The following is a 24027-nucleotide window of genomic DNA, read 5'->3' as shown; positions in this document are numbered from 1 at the left end:
CCCTGGCGGGGGTCTGGGGCGGCAGCCCCCCACGCGGCGGAGCCGCAAATTGATACAGCCGGGAAGGGGCGGGGCTGGGGAAGAGAACCCCCCTCAGCCCCCACCCACCCGCAGCCGGTTCAAGGTGCGGGCCAGGATGCGGGAGACGTGCATCTGAGAGATGCCGAGTTCCTCGCCGATGGCCCTCTGGGTCATGTCGGCGGTGTACCGGAGGGCGAGGATCTGGCGTTCGCGGTCCGGGAGTTCGGCGAGGAGGGGCTTGAGCGCATGCAGGTCGTCGACCTTTTCCAGGTCCGGGTCCGCGTAGCCGATGTGGTCGGCGAGGGTGTCCTCGGAGTTCTCGGCGTCGTTCGGAAAGTCGAGGGAGGACGCGGTGTAGCCGTTGCCGGCGATCAGCCCTTCGGTGATCTGGTCCTCGTCGAGGTTCAGCTCCGCGGCGAGCTCCGGCACGGTCGGCGGGCGGCCGTGGGTCTGCTCGAGCCGGGCGGTGGCCTTGGTCAGGTCGAGGTGGAGTTCCTGCAGGCGGCGCGGGACGCGCACGGACCAGCTGGTGTCGCGGAAGAACCGCTTGATCTCGCCGATGATGGTCGGCATCGCGAAGGTGGGGAACTCCACGCCACGGCTGAGCTCGAACCGGTTGATGGCCTTGATGAGGCCGATGGTGCCGACCTGGACGACGTCCTCGTACGACTCGCCCCGCACTCCCATGCGGCCGGCGGCGTAACGGACCAGGGCGAGGTTGAGTTCGACCAGGGAGTTGCGCACGTAGGAGTACTCCGGCGTGCCCTCTTCCAGCGTGTCGAGCCGTGCGAACAGCGTCTTGGACAGGGCTCGGGCGTCGACCGAGTCGACCTGCTTGGGGTCGGGCAGGGGTGGCAGGTCCTCCAGGCCCGGCACGCTCGCAGCGGCGGCGCCCGGGCCGGTGGTATGTCGGTCCGCGTACGGGGTCGTCTGGACGGGATTGCTGGTGGTCGCGGTCGCCATTGTCGCTCCCGAAATGAAGAAGGGCGCCCTCGGGCTGAGAGCGCGTCGTGGAGTGGTTGATACCCACTGACGGCCGTTACATTCCTGTGACTTGACTCTCCGTATAAGAATGCCGGACACCATGCCGCCTGTGACGCTGCGGTCGGGCCGCCTGCGGTCCGCAGGGGGCAACGGCCGGTCGGCCGTTCCTCAGAGTCACTCGTGCAGGTGAGGGCGGCTAAGTCGGCTGGTTCGGGGCAGGCGGAAGAAATGGCCGACCTTTCACAGCTGTTGCAACAGACCATGCGGCGCCGGCACCTGAACGCGCAGGCCCTCGCCGCCCGTACGGGCATTCGTACCCCGCGGATCCGCGTCTTCGCCGAGGACGGTGCGCACGGTCCCGTGCGGCCCACCGAGGAGGAACTGGTGGAACTCGCCGAGGCTTTGGCGCTGCCCCTGCTCGATGTCCAGGAAGCCGCCCGCACCGCTGCACCGGCGCCGGCTTGACGGCTCCGCGGGACTCCCCACGTCGAAGCCGGAGGCCCCACACCTCGGGATGCCGTTGGCATTCGGCGCCTGATCACTTCGCCCCGCCGGGTTGGCCGGCGGGGCGAAGTGCTGCCGAGGCGGGAGGCGAGGGCCGGGGTCCGCAGGTCGTACGCCGCGGCCGCCGGACACCGGCCGCCGGATTCTGACTTCCCCCGGACTCAGTGGGACAACGGCAGGACCGCGGACACCGTCTTCCCTCCCGGCCGGGTGCTGACCTCCACATCCTCGGCCAGCTCCCGCACCAGCTGCCAGCCGAACCCGCCCGGTTCGCGTGCGTTGCTCCGTTGTGGCTGCGGGACGGTGGCACTGGCGTCCTCCACCGTCACGGTCACCGTTCCCGGACCGGCCACCAGGCGGAACCGGGTCACTCCGCCGGCGTGCCGGACCGCGTTGGTGACCAGCTCGGACACCACGAGCAGCACCGCATCCGTCTCGGCTCCGACCCGTGCGGCCACTGCGGACAGAAAACCGCGGGTCATGTCCCTCGCCCGCTCCGCGGTCTGCGGGCTGATCCCGCGCACGGATCCGTGGTCTTCGTCTTCTTCCTCGGGTGAGTGCACGATCACAATCCTCCAATGGGTCGGACGTGCGATGCCTTTTCGCTTGCCCAGAGAAACTCCAGGCATCCCCCGACACTCGAACGACGGCAATCCCCGCCGCCGTCGATCCAGCCTGCGCACGTCTCCGGGCCGAGCGAGGGGCTGAAGCTGCCGCCGGCAGACCACCCGCACTCGCTGCGGCTGCCGGTGCTCCCGGCACTGTCCGGATCAACACCCGTATGGAGGAGTGTGCCCGGCACTCCGGCGGGCAGCGGCAGAAGATGAAACCCCTCGCCGCTCTGGAACACACCATGGAGCGATGGAGCAATGCGCTGTGGACATTGCTCATCCGGTCCGCCTGCAGGCAACACGACCAATCCGAGCTGGTGAGGACGCTTCACCAGGAATGCGACGACCGTGCCTTGATCCTGGACCGGCGACGCATCCTGGTGCCCAATGCCTTCGTCATCGAACTGCCACCGGAATCACACGAGCAACTGACCAATAGCAGTCGACAGTTGGACAGTTACCTGTCGAACCACGTGCGGAAGCACGCCGCGGAACAGGGCTACACATTCGCTGGACCGGTGGCCGTCCGGCTCACCCCGGTGGAGAGGAACAAGGTCGACCGTTTTCGTGTCCGCAGCTACATCGCCCCCACCCCGGACACCACAAAGGAAGAACCGGATCCGCAATACGGGTGAGGGCCCTCTGGGCGTCGCTCATATACGGCGGCCGAAGCAAGAATGTCGACGGTGCCTTTCTGTGCCGAACGTGCAAGTGAGCGCGGGTACGCGGCCATCCGGCGGATGAGCACCGCCAAGGTCGCCCACCCGCCTGCCGGTTGGCGATCACCGCCCCGGGGCATCAGGAGTGGGGGACCGGCTGCCCAAGACCTGGCGCGGCCCCGGTGAGCGGCCAGGCCGCAGGTATGCCGGATGTCCTAGGAGGGGGAGTGATCTGCCATGCGTACGCACCGGCGTACCCATCGGCGTTCCGTACGAGTGGAGTATCTGCTGCCCGACGAGGCCGCATCGGCCGGACGGGCGCGGAGGCTGACCTCAGCGTTCCTCTCCCGCTCTCGCCACCGCATGGCACGGGTGGATGCCGAGCAGATCGACGACGCGACGCTCATCGTGTCCGAGCTGGTCACCAATGCCACCCGGCATGGCCGCAGCCCTTGCCGCCTGCGCCTGGAGGTGTCCGACGAGCGGGTGACCGTCGAGGTCTTCGACGACAGCCCGGACCAACTCCGCCTGCGGCAGCCCGCGGTCGAGGACGAGAGCGGGCGGGGCCTGGCCATGGTGCGGTGCCTGGCGCAGCGCTTCGACGTCACTCCGGTCATCGGGGGCGGCAAGAGGGTACGAGCGATCCTGGCCATCTGAAGCTGAAGGCGTACCGGGCCAGTAAAGTCGCAGGCTTTTGCTTTCAGGGGCGCGGGTCTGTGTCAATTTGCGGCTCCGCCACGTGGGCGCGCTCAGCCACAACGCACCCGCAGCCGCGACACGACCTGTCACCCCCACCCCCTGGCGGGGGGCCTGGGGGGCGCAGCCCTCAGCGCCGGGCAAGGGCCCGCGCAAGCGGGGCCCTTGCCCGAAGTGACCCGGCGCACTTCGGCCACGGATCGTGCATGCATCGCCCCGGCCGGGGCAGGGGCACCCAGCTCCTTGAAAGTGGCACGAGTGTGCCCCAGGGGCCTGGAACAGGAACGGAAGGCAGCACCGGCCATGGCGGGACCAGCGGAACGACAGGCGCAGAAGACGATTCACGTGGGCGGGGAATGGCGTGAAGCCGTCTCCGGGGAGACACGTGAGGTGCTCGACCCGGCGGACGCCAAGCCGTTCGCCGTGGTCGCGGAGGGCGACGGACGGGATGTGGACGCGGCCGTCGACGCCGCCCGCCGCGCCTTCGACGAAGGGCCCTGGCCCCGCACCCCCGTCGCCGAGCGGAGCGCCCTGCTGCGTCGCGTCGCCGATCTCCTCGTACGCGACCGGGAGCGGCTCGGACTGCTGGAGAGCCGGGACGCGGGCAAGACGCTCGAGGAGGGGCGCGTCGACATCGACTGTGTCGTCGACGCCTTCCGGTACTTCGCCGATCTCGTCGTGGGAGAGGGCGGGGGGCGGGTCGTCGACGCCGGCTCCGACGACATCCACAGCGTTGTCGTGCACGAACCCATCGGCGTGTGTTCCATGATCACGCCCTGGAACTATCCGCTGCTGCAAGCGAGTTGGAAGATCGCGCCCGCACTCGCCGCGGGGAACACCTTCGTCGTCAAGCCCAGCGAGATCACTCCGCTCACCACGATCGCCGTGGTGGAACTGCTCCAGGAGGCCGGGCTGCCCGACGGGGTCGCGAACATCGTCACCGGCCCCGGGCACACCGTGGGCGCCCGCCTCGCCGAGCACCCCGGTGTCGACCTCGTCTCCTTCACCGGTGGTCTCGTCAGCGGAATCAAGGTCGCCCAGGCCGCCGCCGTCACCGTCAAGAAGGTCGCCCTCGAACTCGGCGGCAAGAACCCCAACGTCGTCTTCGCCGACGCCTGCGCCACGGAGGAGGGCTTCGACACCGCTGTCGACCAGGCCCTGAACGCCGCGTTCATCCACAGCGGCCAGGTCTGCTCCGCCGGCGGACGCCTCATCGTCGAGGAGTCCGTACGCGAACGCTTCGTCGCCGAACTCGCCCGCCGGGCCGGGAAGATCCGGCTCGGCCGCGGCACCGAGGACGGCGTCGAGTGCGGTCCGCTCGTCTCCGAGCAGCAGCGGGAGAAGACCGAGGCGTACGTCGCTTCCGCCCTCGCGGAGGGCGCGGTGCTGCGGACCGGCGGCAAGCGGCCCGAGCCGTCGGAGGAAAGGCCCGCCACCGGCTACTTCTACGAGCCGACCGTCCTCGACCAGTGCCACCGCGAGATGAAGGTCGTACGCGAGGAGGTCTTCGGGCCCGTCCTGACCGTCGAGACGTTCCGTACGGAGGACGAGGCCGTCGCGCTCGCCAACGACACCGAGTACGGGCTCGCGGGCGGCGTCTGGACCGCCGACGCGGGCCGCGCCCGGCGCGTCGCCGGACGGCTGCGGCACGGCACCGTCTGGATCAACGACTTCCACCCCTACCTCCCGCAGGCGGAGTGGGGCGGCTTCGGCAAGAGCGGCGTCGGGCGGGAGCTCGGGCCCGCCGGTCTCGCCGAGTACCGCGAGACCAAGCACGTGTACCAGAACCTCGCGCCGCAGCCGGTGCGTTGGTTCGCGGGCTGACGCCCACGCCCGCCAAGGATCCGCCGAGCGCAGCACCTTGTACGACTCCGAGGAGTACCCCCCTATGCCCGAACAAGCCACGCCCGGACACGAGCACACGTACGACTACGTCGTCATCGGCGGCGGTACCGCCGGCTCCGTCATCGCCTCCCGCCTGACCGAGAACCCGGACGTCACCGTCGCCGTCATCGAGGGCGGCCCCAGCGACGTCGACCGCGAGGACGTCCTCACCCTGCGCCGCTGGATGGGGCTGCTCGGCGGGGAGCTGGACTACGACTACCCGACGACCCGCCAGCCGCGCGGCAACTCGTTCATCCGGCACAGCCGCGCCCGGGTGCTCGGCGGCTGCTCCTCCCACAACACGCTCATCGCGTTCAAGCCGCTGCCGTCCGACTGGGACGAGTGGGAGGCGGCCGGTGCCAAGGGCTGGGGCGCGGTGCCGATGGAGGCGTACTACGCCAGGCTGCGCAACAACATCGTCGCCGTCGACGAGAAGGACCGGAACGCCATCGCCCGCGACTTCGTCGACGCCGCCCAGGCCACGCTCGAAGTGCCGCGCGTCGAGGGCTTCAACAAGAAGCCGTTCACCGAGGGCGTCGGCTTCTTCGACCTCGCGTACCACCCGGAGAACAACAAGCGCTCGAGTGCCTCGGTCGCCTACCTCCACCCATTCCTGGACCGCCCGAACCTGACGATCCTGCTGGAGACCTGGGCGTACAAGCTGGAGCTGGACGGGACGCGGGCGCGCGGCGTGCACGTACGGACGAAGGACGGCGAGGAGATCCTCGTACGCGCGGAGAACGAAGTCCTGTTGTGTGCGGGCGCCGTGGACTCGCCGCGGCTGCTTCTGCACTCCGGTATCGGGCCCGCCCGCGACCTGGAGGCGCTCGGAATTCCCGTCGCGCACGACCTGCCCGGCGTCGGCGAGAACCTGCTCGACCACCCGGAGTCGGTGATCGTCTGGGAGACGAACGGGCCGATCCCCGAGAACTCCGCGATGGACTCCGACGCGGGCCTTTTCGTGCGCCGGGATCCCGAACACCCGGGCCCGGACCTGATGTTCCACTTCTACCAGGTCCCGTTCACGGACAATCCGGAGCGGCTGGGGTACGAACGCCCCGCCCATGGCGTCTCCATGACTCCGAACATCCCCAAGCCGCGCAGTCGCGGCAGGCTGTATCTGACGAGCGCCGACCCGGCCGAGAAGCCCGCCCTGGACTTCCGTTACTTCACGGACGAGGACGACTACGACGGCCGCACCCTCGTCGACGGGATCAGGATCGCCCGCGAGATCGCCAAGTCCGAGCCGCTGGCGAGCTGGCTGAAGCGCGAGGTGGCCCCCGGCCCGGACGTCACGGGGGACGAGGAGCTCAGCGTGTACGCGCGGTCGGTGGCCCACACGGTGTACCACCCGGCGGGAACCTGTCGGATGGGCGACTCGGACGACCAACTCGCCGTTGTCGACCCGGAGTTGAGAATCCGAGGCCTCGACGGCATCCGTATCGCGGACGCCTCCGTCTTCCCGGCGATGCCCGCCGTGAACCCGATGATCGGAGTGCTCATGGTCGGAGAGAAGTGCGTCGACCTGATCGGGGGTGGCGAGTGATGACCACGTCAACTGCCGGAAAGACCAACGCTGTTGAACCCGTCTTCTCCGTCGAGGGCCTGTGGAAGGTCTTCGGGCCGAAGGCCGAGCGGATACCCGGCGACCCGGAACTCGGCGCGCTGAACGCCGCCGAACTCCGCGCCCGCACCGGCTGCACCGCCGCCGTCCGCGATGTGAGCTTCGAGGTCGGCAAGGGCGAGGTCTTCGTCGTGATGGGCCTGTCCGGCTCGGGCAAGTCCACCCTCGTACGCTGCCTCACGCGCCTCATCGAGCCGACCGCCGGAACGATCGCGATCGACGGCGAGGACGTCCGCGCCATGGACACGACGCGCCTGCGTGAACTGCGCCGCCACCGCGCCTCGATGGTCTTCCAGCACTTCGGCCTGCTGCCGCACCGCTCCGTGCTCGACAACGTCGCGTACGGCCTGGAGATCCAGGGCGTCGCGAAGGACGAGCGCAGGAAGAGGGCTCAGGAAGTCGTCGCCAAGGTCGGTCTGGAGGGCATGGAGCAGCGGCGGCCCGGGCAGTTGTCGGGCGGCCAGCAGCAGCGGGTCGGGCTCGCGCGGGCACTGGCCGTCGACCCCGAAGTCCTGCTGTTCGACGAGCCGTTCAGCGCCCTGGACCCGCTGATCCGCCGCGACATGCAGGAGGAGGTCATCCGGCTCCACCGCGAGGAGGGCCGCACGATGGTCTTCATCACCCACGACCTGAACGAAGCCCTGCGCCTGGGTGACCGCATCGCCCTCATGCGCGACGGCCGTGTCGTCCAGCTCGGCACACCCGAGGAGATCGTCGGCTCGCCCGCCGACGACTACGTACGCGAGTTCGTCCGGGACGTGCCGCGCGAGCAGGTCATGACGGTCCGTACGGCCATGCGGCCCGCGGACGCCGCCGAGGCGGAACGAGGCCCGGCGATCGCCCCGGAGGCCACCGTGTCCGAGGCCATCGAGGCCGTCGCCCGCAGCGGTTTCCCCGTGCGGGTCATGGACGACGGCCGTTGTGTCGGGGTCGTCGACCACGAGCGGCTGCTGGGGGTCGTGGCGGGTACGTACACCAAGACCGTGGCGGGGACGGAATCCAAGACCGCGGCCGGTACGGAATCCAAGACTGCGGCAGGGACGGCACCCGAGACCCCGGCAGGGACGGGCTCCAAGGAGGTGGTCTGATGGCCACCGCCACCGCAGCCGTCCCCCAGACCGGCGTCACCGCACTGCTGAAGCACCGTGTCGTCGGCAAGCTCCTCCTGCTGGCTCTCGCGGCAGCGATCCTCATACCGATCGCCAACGCCCGCTGGGCAAGCGGCACTTGGCCCGACGCTCTGACCGTCGACCTCTCCGAACCACTCGGCAAGGCGAGCGACTGGATCATCGACAACCGCGACAGCCACCCGCTGTTCCTGTACTTCTTCGGACACATCAGCAACGCCGTCGTCCTGTCCGTACGCACCGTCTACCTCGTCTTGCTCGCCGCAGGCTGGGCAGGCGTCACGGCCGCGGCGGCGCTGGTCGCGTGGCGGGTCGCCGGTGTGCGGCTCGCGATCGGTACGGGCGTCGCGTTCCTGGCCTGCGGGCTGCTCGGGATGTGGGTGCCCACCATGCAGACGCTGGCGTTGATGGTGGTCGCCGTGCTCGCGTCGGTCGTACTCGGCATGCTGCTCGGCCTCGCCGCCGGGCTCTCCGACCGTACGTTCCGCGCGCTGCGCCCCGTACTCGACACCATGCAGGTGCTCCCGGCCTTCGCGTACCTCCTGCCGGTCGTGCTGGTCTTCGGCATCGGCGTCCCGGCCGCCGTACTGGCCACCGTCGTGTACGCGGCCCCGCCGATGGCCCGGCTCACCGCGCTCGGCCTGCGCGGCGCCGACGCCGGCGTGATGGAGGCCGTCGAGTCCATGGGCACGACCGCGCGGCAGCGGCTGCTGACCGCCCGTCTTCCGCTCGCCCGCAAGGAACTCCTCCTCGGTCTCAACCAGACGATCATGATGGCCCTGTCGATGGCCGTCATCGCGTCCGTCATCGGCGCGGGCGGCCTCGGCGACCGCGTCTACCAGGCGCTCGCCTCGGTCGACGTCGGCGCCGCACTCGCCGCCGGCATCCCGATCGTGCTGCTCGCGGTCGTCCTGGACCGGGTGACGGGAGCGGCGGGGGAGCGAATGGGTTCGGGGTCCTCCCAGTCCGGCCGGTCCGGCTGGAAGCCCTGGGGTTACGCGGCTGTCGTCGCCGTAGCCGTAGCCCTCGTCGGACGCTTCACGGGCCGGCTCGACTGGCCCGAGGCCTGGCTCGTGAACATCGCCGAGCCCGTGAACCGCGCCGTCGACTGGATGACCGACCACCTCTACTCCGGCGTCCCCTACATCGGCGGCACCGCCGACTGGGCGGGCCACTTCACCACCTGGGTCCTGGACCCGGTGCGGGACGGCCTGCAGTGGCTGCCCTGGTGGTCGGTCCTGCTGATCGTCGCCACGCTCGCCTGGCTCATCGGCACGTGGCGTACGGCCCTGACCGCCGTCCTCGCGATGGCCGCGATCGGCGTGCTGGGAGTCTGGAAACCGTCCCTCGACACGCTCTCGCAGGTGCTCGCGGCCGTGGCGGTCACGCTGGTCGTGGGCTTCGCGATCGCCGTCGCGGCCGCCCGCAGCGAACGCGTCGAACGGCTGCTGCGTCCCGTCCTCGACGTCTTCCAGACGATGCCGCAGTTCGTGTACCTGATCCCGGTGGTAGCCCTCTTCGGAGTGGGCCGCGCACCCGCCGTGGCAGCGGCGGTCGTCTACGCCCTGCCCGCCGTCGTACGCATCACCACGCAGGGCCTGCGCCAGGTGAACCCGGCGGCGATGGAGTCGTCGCGCTCGCTGGGCGCCACGAGCTGGCAGCAACTGCGGCAGGTGCAGCTGCCGTTGGCCCGCCCGGCGCTGCTCCTCGCCATCAACCAGGGCGTCGTCCTGGTCCTCGCCGTCGTCATCATCGGCGGCCTGGTCGGCGGCGGCGCGCTCGGCTACGACGTCGTGTTCGGGCTCGCCCAGGGCGACCTGGCCACCGGTCTCGTCGCGGGCGGGGCGATCGTCTGCCTCGGCCTGATGCTCGACCGGGTGACACAGCCGACGGAACGCCGTACGAGGAAGGGGGCCTGAGATGCGTACGAATACGAATACGAAGACGACGGCGAAGCCGATGCCGCGTACGAGGATGCTCTCGGCCGTTGCCGGTGTGTCCGCCCTGCTGGTGCTGACCGGCTGCGGAGCCGCCGACATGACCAAACAGGCCTCGCCCTTCGCGGGCGTTCAGGGCGCGAAGACGGTCACCCTGTCCGTGCAGTCCTGGGTCGGCGCGCAGGCCAACGTGGCCGTCGCGCAGTACCTGTTGGAGCACGAGCTCGGCTATCGCGTCGACACCGTGCAGGTCGACGAGGTCCCGGCGTGGGACGCGCTCAGCCAGGGGCGGATCGACGCGATCCTGGAGGACTGGGGCCATCCCGACGAGGAGCAGCGGTACGTCAAGGACAAGAAGACGATCGCGCCCGGCGGCGACCTCGGGGTCACCGGGCACATCGGCTGGTTCGTCCCGACGTACTTCGCCAAACAGCACTCCGACGTCACGAACTGGAAGAACCTCAACAAGTACGCCGACCAGCTCCGCACCGCGGAGAGCGGGAGCAAGGGGCAGCTGCTGGACGGCTCGCCCTCGTACGTGACGAACGACAAGGCTCTGGTGGCGAACCTGGACCTCGACTACCAGGTGGTGTTCGCCGGCTCGGAGGCGGCACAGATCACGCAGATCAGGCAGTTCGCCAAGGAGAAGAAGCCCTTCCTCACGTACTGGTACACCCCGCAGTGGCTCTTCGAGAAGGTCCCGATGACGGAGGTGAAGCTGCCCGCGTACAAGGAGGGCTGCGACGCCGACCCGAAGAAGGTCGCCTGCGCCTACCCGCACACCCCGCTGCAGAAGTACCTGAACGCGGATTTCGCGCGGGGCGGCGGTGAGGCGGCGGCCTTCCTGAAGAACTTCAAGTGGACGACCGAGGACCAGAACGAGGTCTCCCTGATGATCGCCGACCAGAAACTGACTCCTGAGGAGGCGGCGAAGAAGTGGGTGGCCGGCAACGAGCCGACTTGGAAGGCGTGGCTGCCCAAGTGACCGTCAGCTGGTGTCCGTGACGGTCACCAGGTGTCCGGCTCCGCCGAGAGGTCCTCGTCGGCCAGGCGTTGCGCTGCGGCGCGCGCCTGGCCGGGCCAGTCGTCGTGCAGGGCGCGGGCGATGCCGGCCAGCGCCTCGGCTGCCTGTCGCTGCAGTCCCGGGCCGAACGTCACCCGTGTCGCCCCGAGTTCACCCAGCTCCTTGGGCAGGGGGTCCTCGGGCCGCGCATACACGTTGATCGGGCCCTGGATCCCGGCCCGCAGCAGCGGCAGTACGTCGAGCGGCGCCTCGATCGGATACACGCAGTCGGCGCCCGCCGCCACGTACAACGCGGCCCGCTCGACGGCCCGTTCGGGATCGGCGACCCCGCACGAGAACGTGTCGACGCGGGCGTTGACGAACAGCCGGTCGCCCGCGACGGCCCGTACCTGGGCCAGCCAGTCGGCGTGCCGCGCCGGGTGCTTGAGGACGCCCTCGTGCGAGTCCTCGAGGTTGCAGCCGACGGCGCCCGTCTCAAGAATCCGGTCCACCAACTCCTTGGGCGCGAGCCCGTATCCGTCCTCGACGTCCGCCGACACGGGCACGTCGACGGACCGTACGATCCGCGCGACCGCCGCGAACATCTCGTCCGCCGGGGTCTGCCCGTCCTCGTACCCGAGCGAGGCGGCGACCCCGGCGCTGGGTGTCGCGAGCGCCGGGAAACCGGCGTCCGCGAACACACGTGCGCTGGCCGCGTCCCACGGTCCGGGAAGGATCAGGGGATCGCCCGGTGCGCGGCCCTGATGCAGCGCGCGGAACGTCTCGACCTTGTTCACCATGCGCGGCCCCCCGGCGGGATGCGGCAGCCGACCTCGGGATCGAGGAACTGCGTGCGAGTCGTCACCTGTGCTCGCCCGTCTGGTAGTGCCCGGCGACCATACGGCAGGTCACGCCGAACCGGTTCCACGCGTTGATCACCGTGATCGCGGCGATCAGCTGCGCCAGCTCGGCCTCGTCGAAGTGCTTGGCTGCCGCGTCGTACACGTCGTCCGGCACGAAGCCTTCCGTCAGGACCGTGACCGCCTCGGTCAGCGCGAGTGCCGCGACTTCCTTCGCCGTGTAGAAGTGCTGCGACTCCTCCCACGCGCTGAGCTGGATGATCCGCTCGACACTCTCGCCGGCCGCGAGCGCGTCCTTGGAGTGCATGTCGACGCAGAAGGCGCAGTGGTTGATCTGCGACGCGCGGATCTTCACCAGCTCCAGGAGCACGGGGTCGACGCCCTGCCGGGCCGCCCTGTCGAGGCTGATCATGGCCTTGTAGACGTCGGGCGCGAGCTTGGCCCACGCGAGCCGGGGGGTGTGTTCGGGGACGTACGAGGTGTTGGTGGTCGTGTTGTCGGTCGTCTCGTTCGTCGTCATGACTGTGACCCTACGGTTCGAGTAGCCCAGGAGTATGGTCCATTTCCATGGGGGAATCCTGGGCCACTTTGGGTGTTGATCTGCATCTCGAGCTGGGCGGTTCCCGTCTGCGGCGAGGGCTCACGGACGCCTTGCGGGAGGCGGTGCGGAGCGGGCGGCTCGCACCGGGGACGCGGCTGCCGTCGTCGCGGTCGCTCGCCGCCGACCTCGGTATCGCGCGCAACACCGTCGCCGACGCGTACGCCGATCTCGTCGCCGAGGGCTGGCTCACCGCACGCCAGGGTTCGGGCACGCGGGTCGCGGAACGGGCCGCGGTGGCGCCGGACTCGGCAACGGCGCCCCGGCCTCGCTCGCCCCGCGGACCGACGCACAACCTTGAACCCGGCAACCCCGACCTCGCCTCCTTCCCCCGCGCCGAGTGGCTCAAGTCGGCCCGACGCGCGCTGTCCGCGGCACCTCACGACGCCCTCGGCTACGGCGACCCACGGGGTCGCGTCGAACTCCGCACCGCCCTTGCCGCCTACCTCGCCCGCGCCCGCGGCGTACGTACCGACCCCGACCGCATCGTCATCTGCTCCGGCTTCGTACACGGCTTGCGGCTGCTCGCCGCTGTGCTGCGGCGACGGGGGCTGCGCTCGCTCGCCGTGGAGTCGTACGGGCTTGACGTGCACTGGGGAGTGGCGGAGGCGGCGGGGTTGCGGACAGTGCCGCTTCCGTTCGATGAACTGGGAACGTGTACCGGCGGCTTGGCGGGAACGGGGGCGGGGGCGGTCCTGTTCACCCCCTCGCACCAGTTCCCGATGGGCGTGCCGCTGCGGCCCGACCGGCGGGCCGCCGTCGTGGACTGGGCGCGGCGGACCGGCGGGCTGATCCTGGAGGACGACTACGACGGGGAGTTCCGCTACGACCGTCAGCCGGTGGGCGCGCTCCAGGGCCTCGACCCGGACCGCGTCGTGTACGTGGGCACCGCGAGCAAGTCCCTGGCGCCGGGGCTGCGGCTCGGCTGGCTGGTCCTGCCGCCGTCGCTGACGTCGGAGGTCGTGTCGGCGAAGGGCGGCACGGACTGGTCGTGCGGGGTCCTGGACCAGCTGACCCTGGCGGAGTTCATCACCTCGGGCGCGTACGACCGTCACGTCCGCGCGTCCCGTCTGCGCTATCGCCGCCGCCGCGACCAACTCGTCGCGGCGCTCGCGTCCCACGCCCCCTCGGTGCGGGCCACCGGTATCGCGGCCGGCCTCCACGCCGTCCTCCAACTCCCGCCCGGCACCGAGCAGTCGGTGGTCCGGGCGGCGGCCTGGCAGGGCCTGTTGCTCCACGGCCTGACCCGCTACCGCCACGCGGACGCTGCCGCCGCCGAACCGTACGACGCCCTTGTCGTGGGCTACGGCACACCTCCGGACCACGCCTGGACGGGTGCGCTGGACGCATTGTGCAGAGTGCTCCCTCAGGACCCGATTGCGGCCAGGACCCGATTACGGCGGCCGGGATCGCGATCTATAAACTGACGGCGGATTACTTGACGGCGAACGGTCACGATCGGTTACGAACGAACGGTCACGGGGGAGCGGACATGGCGGACTCACGACAGCAACTGCGCTCGGGCACGGTCGTACTCGGCGGTATGGGACTCCTGGCTGCGGCACTCACCGCCTGCTCCTCGGACCCCGACAAGCGCTGCGTCGACCGCGACAGTTACAACGCGGCCAAGGGCTACAAGGTCGTCTCCGACAAGAACTGCAAGTCGACCGGCAGCGGCAAGAGCCGCAAGAGTCGCAAGGGCTCCTCCGACGACGCTTGGTACCACGGCGGCGAGGAGAGCAACGGCTGGGTCGACGGCGGCTCCTTCAGCGTGGACCGCGACGGCTTCGGCGACGGCGACGGCAGCTCCGGCGGCTGAGCGGCGGCAAAGGGACGAGCCCAAAGCCCAGAGCCCGAACCTCAAAGCCCGAAGCCCAGAGCCCGAAGGCAGCAACCGTCATGGAACGCCGCGTCATCGACCCTCGCCCCGGCTGGCAGCAGACCGTCGAGGAGCAGGGGCTGATCTATCCGCTCACCCGCTACCCCGACGACACCCTGCGCCCGTACTGGGACGAGAGTGCGTACTACGTCTTCTCCCTCCCCGAGGTCGAGGCCCTGGAAGAGGTCGTCGAGGAACTGCACCGCATGTGCCTGGCCGCCGCCGCGCACATCGTCGAGCGGGACCGCTTCGCCGACCTCGGTATCACCGATCCCCGAGTGGCCGAGGCGGTCGCCGAGGCCTGGCACCGGCGGTCCGAACTCCCTTCCCTCTACGGCCGGTTCGACCTCCGCTACGACGGCACCGGCCCCGCGAAGCTCCTGGAGTACAACGCCGATACGCCGACCTCGCTGGTCGAGGCCGCCAGCCCTCAGTGGTTCTGGATGGAGGAACGCTTCCCGGGCGCCGACCAGTGGAACTCCCTCCACGAACGCCTCGTCGACGCCTGGAAGAAACAGTCCGCCCTCCTCCCGCCGGGCAGCCCCCTCTACTTCGCGCACTCCGCCGCCGACGAACTCGGCGAGGACCTGATGACCGTCGCGTATCTGAAGGAGACCGCGGAACAGGCCGGCCTGGAGACCGACTGGATCGCCATGGAGGAGATCGGCTGGGATCGCCTCTCCGGCCGCTTCGTCGACAAGCAACTCCGCTTCATCCGCAGCTGCTTCAAGCTCTACCCCTGGGAGTGGCTGACCACCGACCGCTTCGGCGGGCACGTCCTGGACACCCTCGACAACGGCGGCGGCACGGGTTCCACCATGTGGATCGAACCAGCCTGGAAGATGCTCCTCTCCAACAAGGCACTCCTCGCCATCCTCTGGGAGCTCTATCCGCACCACCCGAACCTCCTCCCCGCCTACCTCGACGGCCCTCGCGAACTCGCCAACACCACCGGTTACGTCGCCAAGCCCCTCCTCGGCCGCGAGGGCGCAGGCGTCACCGTCCACGAACCCCACGAACCCGAAAACACCCCCGTGGTCCGTGAAGAGCCCTGCTGCTATCAGGAGTTGGCACCTCTCCCTTCCTTCGACGGCAGCCGTGTCGTCCTCGGCGCCTGGGTCGTCGAGCACGAGTCGGCCGGCCTTGGCATCCGCGAGTCCTCCGGCCTGATCACGGACGAGTACGCCCGCTTCCTGCCGCATGTGATCCTCTGAGCGCCGGCGCCTCTCCGAGCTCAGGGATCCGGGTGGTCTGTAGCCCCTTCCCGCCGTCGCTCGCATGGTGGACTCAGGGATCTGTGACCGGGGAGGGCCGGTAGGCTGATCGGCGGGCCGTGACTGGCGCGCTGGGATGGGACCGACCATCGGGGAGCGGCCCGTGACGAACAAGTGCCGTGCGCCTGGGCCGAACCGTGAACGCTGAACGCCACGTCCGGAGGTCCCTCATGTCCGACCACTCTGCGCCCCTCTCCACCGAATCCACCGCCTTCCGCAGCGCCCTCGAAGTGATCCGCGCCGTCGAGCCCCGGGTCGCCGACGCCATCGGCCAGGAGGTCGCCGACCAGCGCGAGATGCTCAAGCTGATCGCCTCCGAGAACTACGCCTCCCCGGCCACCCTGCTGGCCATGGGCAACTGGTTCAGCGACAAGTACGCCGAGGGCACCGTCGGCCGCCGCTTCTACGCCGGCTGCCGCAACGTCGACACCGTCGAGGCCCTCGCCGCCGAGCACGCCCGCGAACTCTTCGGCGCCGAGCACGCCTACGCCCAGCCGCACTCGGGCATCGACGCCAACCTCGTCGCCTTCTGGGCCGTCCTCGCCGACCGCGTGGAAGCTCCGGCGCTCGTGAAGGCCGGTGTCCGCAACGTCAACGACCTCTCCGAGGCCGACTGGGCCGAGCTCCGCCAGGCCTTCGGCAACCAGCGCATGCTCGGCATGTCCCTGGACGCCGGCGGCCACCTCACCCACGGCTTCCGCCCGAACATCTCCGGCAAGATGTTCGACCAGCGCTCCTACGGCACCGACCCCGCCACCGGCCTCATCGACTACGAGGCCCTGCGCACCTCCGCCCGTGAGTTCAAGCCCTTGATCATCGTCGCCGGCTACTCCGCGTACCCCCGTCTCGTGAACTTCCGCATCATGCGCGAGATCGCCGACGAGGTCGGTGCGACGCTGATGGTCGACATGGCGCACTTCGCCGGCCTCGTCGCCGGCAAGGTCCTCACCGGCGATTTCGACCCCGTCCCGCACGCCCAGATCGTCACGACCACCACCCACAAGTCGCTGCGCGGCCCGCGTGGCGGCATGGTCCTGTGCGACGACTCCCTCAAGGACCAGGTCGACCGCGGCTGCCCGATGGTGCTCGGCGGCCCCCTTCCGCATGTCATGGCCGCCAAGGCCGTCGCGCTCGCCGAGGCCCGCCGCCCCGAGTTCCGCGACTACGCCCAGGCCGTCGTCGACAACTCCCGCGCCCTCGCCGAAGGCCTGATGCGGCGCGGTGCCACGCTGGTCACCGGCGGCTCCGACAACCACATCAACCTGATCGACGTCGCCACCTCCTACGGCCTCACCGGCCGCCAGGCCGAGTCCGCACTGCTCGACTCGGGCATCGTCACCAACCGCAATTCCATCCCCGCCGACCCCAACGGCGCCTGGTACACCTCCGGCATCCGCATCGGCACCCCCGCCCTCACCACGCGTGGCCTGGGAACCGCCGAGATGGACGAGGTGGCCGGCCTGATCGACCGTGTCCTCACGACCACGGAGCCCGGCACGACCGCGAAGGGCGCCCCCTCCAAGGCCCAGCACGTGCTCGACCCGAAGGTCGCGGACGAGATCTCCCGCCGGGCCACCGATCTCGTGGCCGGCTTCCCGCTGTACCCGGAGATCGACCTGGGCTGAGGCGGACGGGTTCTGCCGCACCGAGTTGCCTCAGCCGAGGCAACTCGGTGCAGTCGGGGCGAGGGCGCGTGCGGCCGGTTGAGCCGTGTGCCGGTCAAACGTCCCGCAGCTCCTGCCGAGGCCCGACATCCCGTCCTCGCCCCCGGCCCAGAGGCACTGCCCCCGGCAACCGCGCCGCGAACGATCGGAGCACCAGCGCCAATACGGCTCCGGCTGCCAGCCCAGGTATCGCCCACCACCAGTCGGTTCCGTCGTCTGCCCCTGTGGCGGCCGTGACCGTAGTCGCAGGGGTCTCGCCGGCGCCCGGCGGCACCGCGGCCGATGCGTCGTCCGACGAGTCCTGCGGCCCCGAAGCCGGGTTCGTCCCCTCTGGGTGTTCGCTCATGACGCCGAGACCGGTGAGCAAGGACCGGAGCTCGTCGGGCTTCTCCGCCCGGTGCCAGACCTCCTTCGGCGGCTTCAACGCATCATGCGTCAGTGTGAGCTGCGTGAGGATCCAGACGCTCCGGGAGCCGGGCACGTCAGGGTGCACCATGTCCACCCGCCAGGGAGTGACGTCATGGATCATCCATGTGATGTTGATCCGGCGGCCTATGGAGTCGAGGTCCGGCGGCTTCTCCTGCAACCTCTCGAGGTCGCCGCCCCGCTGAGGCAGCAGGTCGCTCAGGCGTACGTATTCCTCGTCGCTGTTGTACAGCGACGCCGTCTCCCCGCTGTAGGGCGATACGAGCAGCACACTCGTCGGCCCGCCCGCCACCGCGGTCGGCGCCCCGGTCAGTACCAGAGCGAGCGCCACCGTCAACGCCCCGGCTGCCGCTGCCAGTTCACGAACCCTGCGCATCGGATGCATCGGACCCCCAGTCGACCCCGGATGCAGCCTGTCCGCACCCTGTCACTTCTGGTACACCGCTCGACCCGCCGGGGTTCCCACTCGGCCCGCACGACTTCCGACCACTTCGCGGCGCCCGCCCCAAATGGGCCAGCTCCGCGGCTCTACTCCGCGGCACTACTCCACGGACTCCGCAACAGCCACCGCCCGCTCCCGCGACTCCACACCCTCGAGCCGCAGCGTCCGCTGCTCTCCCGAGTCCTGCCACAGCAGCGTCGGCCCCGCCGTGCGGACAGTCCGGGCGTACTCCTGACCCTGCTCGTCGAGCAAGGCGAGCTCGAGGCGGTGGGGCTCGGAGAACCACAGGCCCGAGTCGCCGTTCACCGTGGCCGGTTCGTACGGCACCGTCGTCGACTTCCAGAACAGCGGAGAGAGCGTCGCCCGGAACTGGTCGAGCCGTATCACCTCGCCGTCCCCGGTATGCCAGCACAGCGACAGGACCCGGCGGTCGGCCGACACCTGCGCGGCCGACGGGCGCCCCAACTCCCTTGGCAGCAACGGCTCGAACCCCGCCCGTCGCGCCGCTCCGGCCACGGTCAGTGCCTGCTCGCAGCCTGGCACAGGAGAAGGAGAAGCGTGCGGCCCCGGCTTGTACCGCACATCGACCCCGCCGAAGCCGAACCAGTCGACGACCGCCGCCCGCACCGGAGGGGTGAGCACCAGCACCGTCAGCAGTCCGCACAGCGCGGCGGTCAGCGAACGCCAGCGCTGCCGCGCCCACCGCCGAGCCGACCGGATCCGCGTGGCCGGTCCCGTCGGCTCGGCCACCGGCACCGGCACCCCCTCGGCCAGTATCTGCTCCAGCACCCGCTCGACCATCGACTCGGTCCCGCTCGCACCCGGCGGATCCAGCGACCGCCCGAGCGCGCGCAGTTCCTCGGGCAGCCCGGCCGGGCCCCCGCGCGCACGCCCCGGCTCCCCGGGGGCACGACCGCCCGAGGAGTCCGCGCCCCCGTGCTCGTACGACTCACTCATGCTCATCACCTCCTTCCCGAGGCTGGAAATCCGGCAGCAGCCGCTTCAGCTTGCGCAACGCACGATTGAGCCGGGACTTGACCGTCCCGCGTGGCCAGCCCAGGGCCTGGGCCGTCTCCGGCTCGTCCATCTCCAGCAGATAGCGGTAGGTGACGACCAGCCGGTGCTCCTCGCTCAGCCGGTCCAGGGCGGCCAGCAGCGCCGCCCTGCGCTCGACCTCCAGCGCCGCGACCGCCGGGTCCGCCGACTCCGGTATCACCGGCTCCGCCTCCGTCAGCGCGGCCTCACGCCCCACGACCGTGCGCTGACGCACCGCCGTCCGCACTGTGTTCCTCGTCTCATTGGCGACGATCGAGAGCAGCCACGGCTTGAATGCCGCGCCGTCCCGAAAGCGCCCCAAGGCGCAGTACGCCTTGAAGAAGGCCTGCTGCACCACGTCCTCCGCGTCCGCACCCGCGCCCAGTGCCGCGGCCGCTCTGAGTGCGATGCCCGTATGGGCACGTACCAGCTCCGCATACGCCTCCGGCTCTCCGGCGCGTACGCGTGCGATCACCGCGGCCTCATCGACGATGCGGCCCCCCTCCCGCGTCCTCACACTCTTGTTACACCGCCGGAGACGGATCGGTTCCCACCTGTTTCCGGCCAGTTCCGGAGCGACCCCTGACACCTGAGAGAATGAGGCCATGGCTTCTGACAGTCCCCGCGTGCTTTCTGGAATCCAGCCCACCGCAGGCTCGTTCCACCTCGGCAATTACCTCGGCGCCGTCCGTCAGTGGGTGGCCCTGCAGGAGACCCACGACGCGTTCTACATGGTCGTCGACCTGCATGCGATCACCCTTCCCCAGGACCCCGCCGAGCTGCGCTCCAACACCCGGCTCGCCGCCGCCCAGCTGCTGGCCGCCGGGCTCGACCCGGAGCGCTGCACGCTCTTCGTCCAGAGCCATGTCCCCGAGCACGCGCAGCTCGCCTGGATCATGAACTGCCTCACCGGGTTCGGCGAGGCGTCCCGTATGACGCAGTTCAAGGACAAGTCCGCGCGGCAGGGCGCCGACCGGGCCTCCGTGGGCCTGTTCACGTACCCGATCCTTCAGGTCGCGGACATCCTGCTGTACCAGGCCAACGAAGTGCCGGTCGGCGAGGACCAGCGGCAGCACATCGAGCTGACGCGCGATCTCGCCGAGCGCTTCAACGGCCGCTTCGGGCAGACGTTCACGGTCCCGGCGCCGTACATCCTCAAGGAGACGGCGAAGATCTACGACCTCCAGGACCCGTCGATCAAGATGAGCAAGTCGGCGTCGACTCCGAAGGGCCTCATCAACCTCCTCGACGAGCCCAAGGCGACCGCCAAGAAGGTCAAGAGCGCGGTCACCGACATCGGCACGGACATTCGCTACGACGCCGAGAACAAGCCGGGCATCAGCAACCTGCTGAGCATCTACTCCACTCTCACCGGCGCCGGTATCGAGGAACTGGAGCAGAGGTACGACGGCAAGGGCTACGGTGCGCTCAAGACGGACCTGGCCGAGGTCATGACCGACTTCGCGACGCCGTTCCGGGAGCGTACGCAGCAGTATCTGGACGACCCGGAGACGCTCGACTCGATCCTGGCCAAGGGTGCGGAGAAGGCGCGTGCCGTCGCCGCGGAGACGCTCTCCCAGGCGTACGAGAAGGTGGGCTTCCTGCCCGCCAAGCACTGACCGAGGCACTGACACCCGGGATCGGGCCCGACGGCCGTACAGTCGTAAGCCGTACGGAAACAGGGGACACACAGGACCAGGGGCCGTCCCTGTCCGCCAGAGTCCGCCAGAAGCGTCCGGAACACCAGCGCAAGCACCACCACAACGGCAAGCACAACAGCGAGCACAACGACAGGAGACGACGTGGGGACCGTAACGATCGGTGTGTCGATCGCGGTCCCGGAGCCACACGGCAGCCTGCTCCAGGAGCGGCGCACGGGCTTCGGCGACGCCGCCGCTTCCGGCATCCCCACCCATGTCACGCTGCTGCCACCGACGGAGGTCGACGACTCGGCGCTGCCCGCGATCGAGGCGCATCTCGTCGAGGTCGCGGCGGCCGGGCGCCCCTTCCCGATGCGGCTGAGCGGCACAGGAACCTTCCGCCCGCTGTCGCCCGTCGTGTACGTGCAGGTCGTCGAGGGTGCCGAGGCCTGCACGTGGCTGCAGAAGCAGGTCCGGGACGCGTCCGGGCCCGTGGCACGCGAACTGCAGTTCCCGTACCACCCCCATGTCACGGTGGCGCACGGCATCGACGACGAAGCGATGGACCGGGCGTACGAGGAGCTGTCCGAGTACGAGGCCGAGTGGCCGTGCACTGGTTTCGCGCTCTACGAGCAGGGCGCCGACGGCGTGTGGCGCAGGCTCCGCGACTTCGTCTTCGGGGGAGCGGTGCTGCCCGAGCAGACGAGTGCACCCACGCCGGGCGACACCACGTTGCCCACGCACTGATCTGCCCTTTCGGGGTATCCCGGACATGGGGCCTCGGCGAAGAGGGCAGGTTCTGATCATGGACTGGCTGAAAAAGCTCCCTGGCATCGGCCCGGTTGTCACGCGTCTGATGACCACGCACGCCTGGCACTCGTACGCACGCCTGGATCGCGTGAAGTGGACGCGGCTCGCCGCCGCGATGACCTTCATCAGCTTCGTCTCGCTCTTCCCGCTGATCACCGTCGCCGCCGCGGTGGCCGCCGCGACCCTCGACCAGAAGGGGCAACGAGAGCTCGAGGACAAGATCGCCGAGCAGATCCCGGGTATCTCCGACCAGTTGGACATCGGCGGACTGGTGGACAACGCCGGTACCGTCGGCGTCATCGCGGGCGCCGTCCTGCTGTTCACCGGCATCGGCTGGGTCGGCTCCATGCGCGAGTGCCTGCGGGCGGTGTGGGAGCTGCCCGAGCCCGACGAGAACCCCGTGCTGAGCAAGGCCAAGGACGCCGGGGTCCTCGTCGGCCTCGGCGGCGCCGTGCTCGTCACGATCGTCGTGTCCGCCGTCGCGGCGACGATGGTCGGCTGGACCTCCCGGCAGCTCGGCATCGACGAGGGGGGCTGGGGCGGCGCGCTGCTGCAGCTCGCCGCGTTCGCCATCGCCGTCCTCGCCGACTTCCTGCTCCTGCTGTACGTCCTGACGCTGCTGCCCGGTGTCGAGCCGACCCGCCGCCGGTTGTTCACCGCGGCGTTGATCGGCGCCGTCGGGTTCGAGCTGCTGAAGCTGCTGCTCAGCGGCTATATCAGCGGTGTCGCCTCGAAGAGCATGTACGGCGCCTTCGGGGTGCCCGTCGCGTTGCTGCTGTGGATCAACTTCACCGCGAAACTGGTGCTCTTCTGCGCCGCCTGGACGGCGGCGCAGAAGAACGACTCCCCGGACGCCCCCGCAGAAGGCTCCTCCGGCGACGCCTCGGGCGACTCCTCCGAGGGCACCGAAGGGGCGGACGTCAGGGGCGTGGTCGGCGGCGCACCAGGTCGGGCAGCGGCCAGCGGCGGTTGACGAGGAACACTCCGCCGGCGAGGAGCACGAGCACGCCCCCGGTGATCCCCAGCGCGACACCGATGCCGCCCGAACCCGCCTCCTGCGCCGAGGCGGCGACAGGGCTGCCGTCACCGGACCCGCCCGCCTCACCGGAGGCCTCCGTACCCGGCTGCGTACCCGTGTCCGCGCCCTTCGGCGGCACCAGCTCACCCACCGGCTCGACCTTGTCCGCCGCCTGGAAACCCCAGTCGAGAAGGCGGGCGGTCTCCTTGTAGACCTCGTTGCTCTCCTCCTTCTCGGGGTTCATGATCGTGACGAGAAGCACCTTGCCGTCGCGTTCGGCGACCCCGGTGAAGGTGGAGCCCGCGTTCGAGGTGTTGCCGTTCTTCACACCCGCGATGCCCCTGTAGACGTCGAGGCCGTAGTCGCCGGTCAGGAGCCGGTTGGTGTTCTGGATCTCGAAGGACTTACGGGTCGTCTTGCCCTTCTTGTTCTTCTTCGTCTCGCCCGGGAACTTGGCGCGCACGGTCGAGGCGTACTCCCGGAAGTCCTTCTTCTGCAGGCCGGAACGGGCGATGAGGGTCAGGTCGTACGCCGATGACACCTGCCCCACCTCGTCGTAGCCGTCCGGGCTGACCACATGCGTGTCGAGGGCCTGGAGCTCCTCGGCGTGCGCGTTCATGTCCTCGACGGTCTGCTCGACGCCGCCGTTCATCGCGGACAGCACGCGTACGGCGTCGTTGCCGGAGCGAAGGAAGACACCGAGCCACAGATCGTGGACCGTGTACGTCTCGTCCTCCTTGATGCCGACCATGCTGGAGCCCGGGCCGATGCCCGCCAGATCGGAGGGCACCACCTTGTGCTTCTCGTCCTTGCCGAACTTCGGCAGCAGCGTGTCCGCGAACAGCATCTTCAAGGTGCTCGCCGGGGCCAGCCGCCAGTGCGCGTTGTGCGCGGCCAGGACATCGCCGGACTCGGCGTCCGCGACGATCCAGGAGCGCGCGCTCAGGTCCTTCGGGAGCACCGGGGCACCGGTGCCGAGGTTCACCTGGGTGCCCGCCTTGCCGAGTTGGGCGCCGCCCACGGTCGACATGTCCGCCGGGGGCGTGGCGGTGGGCGATGTGCTGGCCTTCGGGGACGTTTTCTGACTCGGTGTCGGCGTTCCGTCCGCGACAGCGGGCCCGCCGGCGATCGCGGTCGCGGTGAGCGACAAGGTCAGCAAGGTGGCGGAAGTGACCAGCAAGGAGGACTTGGCGGTCTTTTTCATGGCGGACACGGACGAGAACGTACCTGGCCCTGGGCGGGAAGCCGCACCGCCCTCCTCGCTGCCGCCCTCTCCACTGTGGCCCACTTCGCTGTGGGTCTCCTCACCCCGGACGCGGTCACCACTCGAC

The 24027-nt window shown here is 69.9% G+C and carries 23 protein-coding genes and 1 riboswitch; of the genes, 15 read left to right on the top strand and 8 right to left on the bottom strand.

Annotated features, from left to right (window positions below; translation table 11 throughout):
- Positions 1-93 precede the first annotated feature (93 nt).
- A complete protein-coding gene (locus OP79_RS32860) occupies positions 94-984 on the bottom strand; it encodes an RNA polymerase sigma factor SigF (RefSeq protein WP_033325352.1) in 891 nt (296 codons plus the stop codon).
- A 249-nt stretch (positions 985-1233) separates the two neighbouring features.
- On the opposite strand from OP79_RS32860, the gene OP79_RS32855 reads away from it, so the two are divergent.
- Positions 1234-1470 (top strand): hypothetical protein, encoded by a 237-nt coding sequence (locus OP79_RS32855; RefSeq protein WP_033325350.1) that lies wholly within the window; start codon positions 1234-1236, stop codon positions 1468-1470.
- Positions 1471-1670: 200 nt separating this feature from the next.
- On the opposite strand, the gene OP79_RS32850 is transcribed toward OP79_RS32855, so the two are convergent.
- The gene (locus OP79_RS32850; protein WP_245685535.1) at positions 1671-2072 is read right to left on the bottom strand and encodes an ATP-binding protein; all 402 of its coding nucleotides are present in this window, start codon (positions 2070-2072) and stop codon (positions 1671-1673) included.
- Between the two features lie 218 nt (positions 2073-2290).
- On the opposite strand from OP79_RS32850, the gene OP79_RS32845 reads away from it, so the two are divergent.
- The 7 genes from OP79_RS32845 (at position 2291) to OP79_RS32815 (ending at position 11032) form a co-directional block, all read left to right on the top strand.
- Entirely contained in the window at positions 2291-2755 is a 465-nt protein-coding gene (locus tag OP79_RS32845) for an FhaA domain-containing protein (protein ID WP_051745098.1), read from the top strand.
- A gap of 261 nt (positions 2756-3016) precedes the next feature.
- Positions 3017-3436 (top strand): ATP-binding protein, encoded by a 420-nt coding sequence (locus tag OP79_RS32840; RefSeq protein WP_245685534.1) that lies wholly within the window; start codon positions 3017-3019, stop codon positions 3434-3436.
- Positions 3437-3778: 342 nt separating this feature from the next.
- Positions 3779-5299 (top strand): aldehyde dehydrogenase family protein, encoded by a 1521-nt coding sequence (locus tag OP79_RS32835; protein WP_033325348.1) that lies wholly within the window; start codon positions 3779-3781, stop codon positions 5297-5299.
- Between the two features lie 64 nt (positions 5300-5363).
- Positions 5364-6905, top strand: a complete 1542-nt coding sequence (locus OP79_RS32830) for a GMC family oxidoreductase (protein ID WP_033325346.1) — start codon at positions 5364-5366, stop codon at positions 6903-6905.
- A complete protein-coding gene (locus OP79_RS32825; RefSeq protein ID WP_033325344.1) occupies positions 6905-8071 on the top strand; it encodes a quaternary amine ABC transporter ATP-binding protein in 1167 nt (388 codons plus the stop codon). Before OP79_RS32830 ends, OP79_RS32825 begins: the two co-directional genes overlap by 1 nt.
- Positions 8071-10029: an ABC transporter permease gene (locus tag OP79_RS32820; RefSeq protein ID WP_033325342.1), complete on the top strand. Its 1959-nt coding sequence runs from the start codon at positions 8071-8073 to the stop codon at positions 10027-10029. Before OP79_RS32825 ends, OP79_RS32820 begins: the two co-directional genes overlap by 1 nt.
- Before the next feature lie 40 nt (positions 10030-10069).
- Positions 10070-11032 (top strand): ABC transporter substrate-binding protein, encoded by a 963-nt coding sequence (locus OP79_RS32815; protein WP_033325404.1) that lies wholly within the window; start codon positions 10070-10072, stop codon positions 11030-11032.
- Positions 11033-11055: 23 nt separating this feature from the next.
- On the opposite strand, the gene OP79_RS32810 is transcribed toward OP79_RS32815, so the two are convergent.
- Positions 11056-11850: an isocitrate lyase/PEP mutase family protein gene (locus OP79_RS32810; RefSeq protein ID WP_211270908.1), complete on the bottom strand. Its 795-nt coding sequence runs from the start codon at positions 11848-11850 to the stop codon at positions 11056-11058.
- Between the two features lie 61 nt (positions 11851-11911).
- Entirely contained in the window at positions 11912-12430 is a 519-nt protein-coding gene (locus OP79_RS32805) for a carboxymuconolactone decarboxylase family protein (protein ID WP_033325340.1), read from the bottom strand.
- Positions 12431-12477: 47 nt separating this feature from the next.
- Here OP79_RS32805 and pdxR point away from each other — a divergent pair, with 47 nt between their 5' ends.
- The 4 genes from pdxR to OP79_RS32785 all read left to right on the top strand — a co-directional run bounded on the left by pdxR (position 12478) and on the right by OP79_RS32785 (position 17286).
- The gene (gene pdxR / locus OP79_RS32800) at positions 12478-13935 is read left to right on the top strand and encodes a MocR-like pyridoxine biosynthesis transcription factor PdxR (protein ID WP_051745097.1); all 1458 of its coding nucleotides are present in this window, start codon (positions 12478-12480) and stop codon (positions 13933-13935) included.
- Positions 13936-14000: 65 nt separating this feature from the next.
- Complete coding sequence (locus OP79_RS32795; RefSeq protein ID WP_033325338.1) at positions 14001-14327, top strand: hypothetical protein; 327 nt, start codon at positions 14001-14003, stop codon at positions 14325-14327.
- Between the two features lie 80 nt (positions 14328-14407).
- The gene (locus tag OP79_RS32790) at positions 14408-15601 is read left to right on the top strand and encodes a glutathionylspermidine synthase family protein (protein WP_033325337.1); all 1194 of its coding nucleotides are present in this window, start codon (positions 14408-14410) and stop codon (positions 15599-15601) included.
- Between the two features lie 109 nt (positions 15602-15710).
- Positions 15711-15799, top strand: a riboswitch (ZMP/ZTP riboswitch).
- Between the two features lie 32 nt (positions 15800-15831).
- The gene (locus tag OP79_RS32785; protein WP_033325335.1) at positions 15832-17286 is read left to right on the top strand and encodes a glycine hydroxymethyltransferase; all 1455 of its coding nucleotides are present in this window, start codon (positions 15832-15834) and stop codon (positions 17284-17286) included.
- A 94-nt stretch (positions 17287-17380) separates the two neighbouring features.
- Here the strand turns inward: OP79_RS32785 and OP79_RS32780 are convergent, their stop codons facing one another.
- The 3 genes from OP79_RS32780 to OP79_RS32770 all read right to left on the bottom strand — a co-directional run bounded on the left by OP79_RS32780 (position 17381) and on the right by OP79_RS32770 (position 19703).
- The gene (locus OP79_RS32780; RefSeq protein ID WP_245685533.1) at positions 17381-18127 is read right to left on the bottom strand and encodes a hypothetical protein; all 747 of its coding nucleotides are present in this window, start codon (positions 18125-18127) and stop codon (positions 17381-17383) included.
- Positions 18128-18292: 165 nt separating this feature from the next.
- A complete protein-coding gene (locus OP79_RS32775) occupies positions 18293-19150 on the bottom strand; it encodes a hypothetical protein (RefSeq protein ID WP_033325329.1) in 858 nt (285 codons plus the stop codon).
- Positions 19143-19703, bottom strand: a complete 561-nt coding sequence (locus OP79_RS32770) for an RNA polymerase sigma factor (protein ID WP_033325328.1) — start codon at positions 19701-19703, stop codon at positions 19143-19145. Before OP79_RS32770 ends, OP79_RS32775 begins: the two co-directional genes overlap by 8 nt.
- Positions 19704-19833: 130 nt before the next feature.
- Here OP79_RS32770 and trpS point away from each other — a divergent pair, with 130 nt between their 5' ends.
- From trpS to OP79_RS32755, 3 genes are all read left to right on the top strand, one after another.
- Positions 19834-20847, top strand: coding sequence for a tryptophan--tRNA ligase (gene trpS / locus OP79_RS32765; RefSeq protein ID WP_033325326.1), 1014 nt, complete (start codon positions 19834-19836; stop codon positions 20845-20847).
- Positions 20848-21030: 183 nt separating this feature from the next.
- Positions 21031-21615, top strand: coding sequence for a 2'-5' RNA ligase family protein (locus OP79_RS32760; protein WP_033325325.1), 585 nt, complete (start codon positions 21031-21033; stop codon positions 21613-21615).
- Between the two features lie 58 nt (positions 21616-21673).
- Positions 21674-22651 (top strand): YihY/virulence factor BrkB family protein, encoded by a 978-nt coding sequence (locus OP79_RS32755; RefSeq protein ID WP_033325324.1) that lies wholly within the window; start codon positions 21674-21676, stop codon positions 22649-22651.
- On the opposite strand, the gene OP79_RS32750 is transcribed toward OP79_RS32755, so the two are convergent.
- The gene (locus tag OP79_RS32750) at positions 22599-23909 is read right to left on the bottom strand and encodes a D-alanyl-D-alanine carboxypeptidase family protein (protein WP_033325323.1); all 1311 of its coding nucleotides are present in this window, start codon (positions 23907-23909) and stop codon (positions 22599-22601) included. The genes OP79_RS32755 and OP79_RS32750 overlap by 53 nt on opposite strands.
- Positions 23910-24027: the final 118 nt, after the last annotated feature.

The organism is Streptomyces yerevanensis (assembly GCF_000716805.1).
Taxonomy (GTDB): domain Bacteria; phylum Actinomycetota; class Actinomycetes; order Streptomycetales; family Streptomycetaceae; genus Streptomyces; species Streptomyces flaveus.
This window is presented reverse-complemented; position numbering and strand designations above follow the sequence as displayed.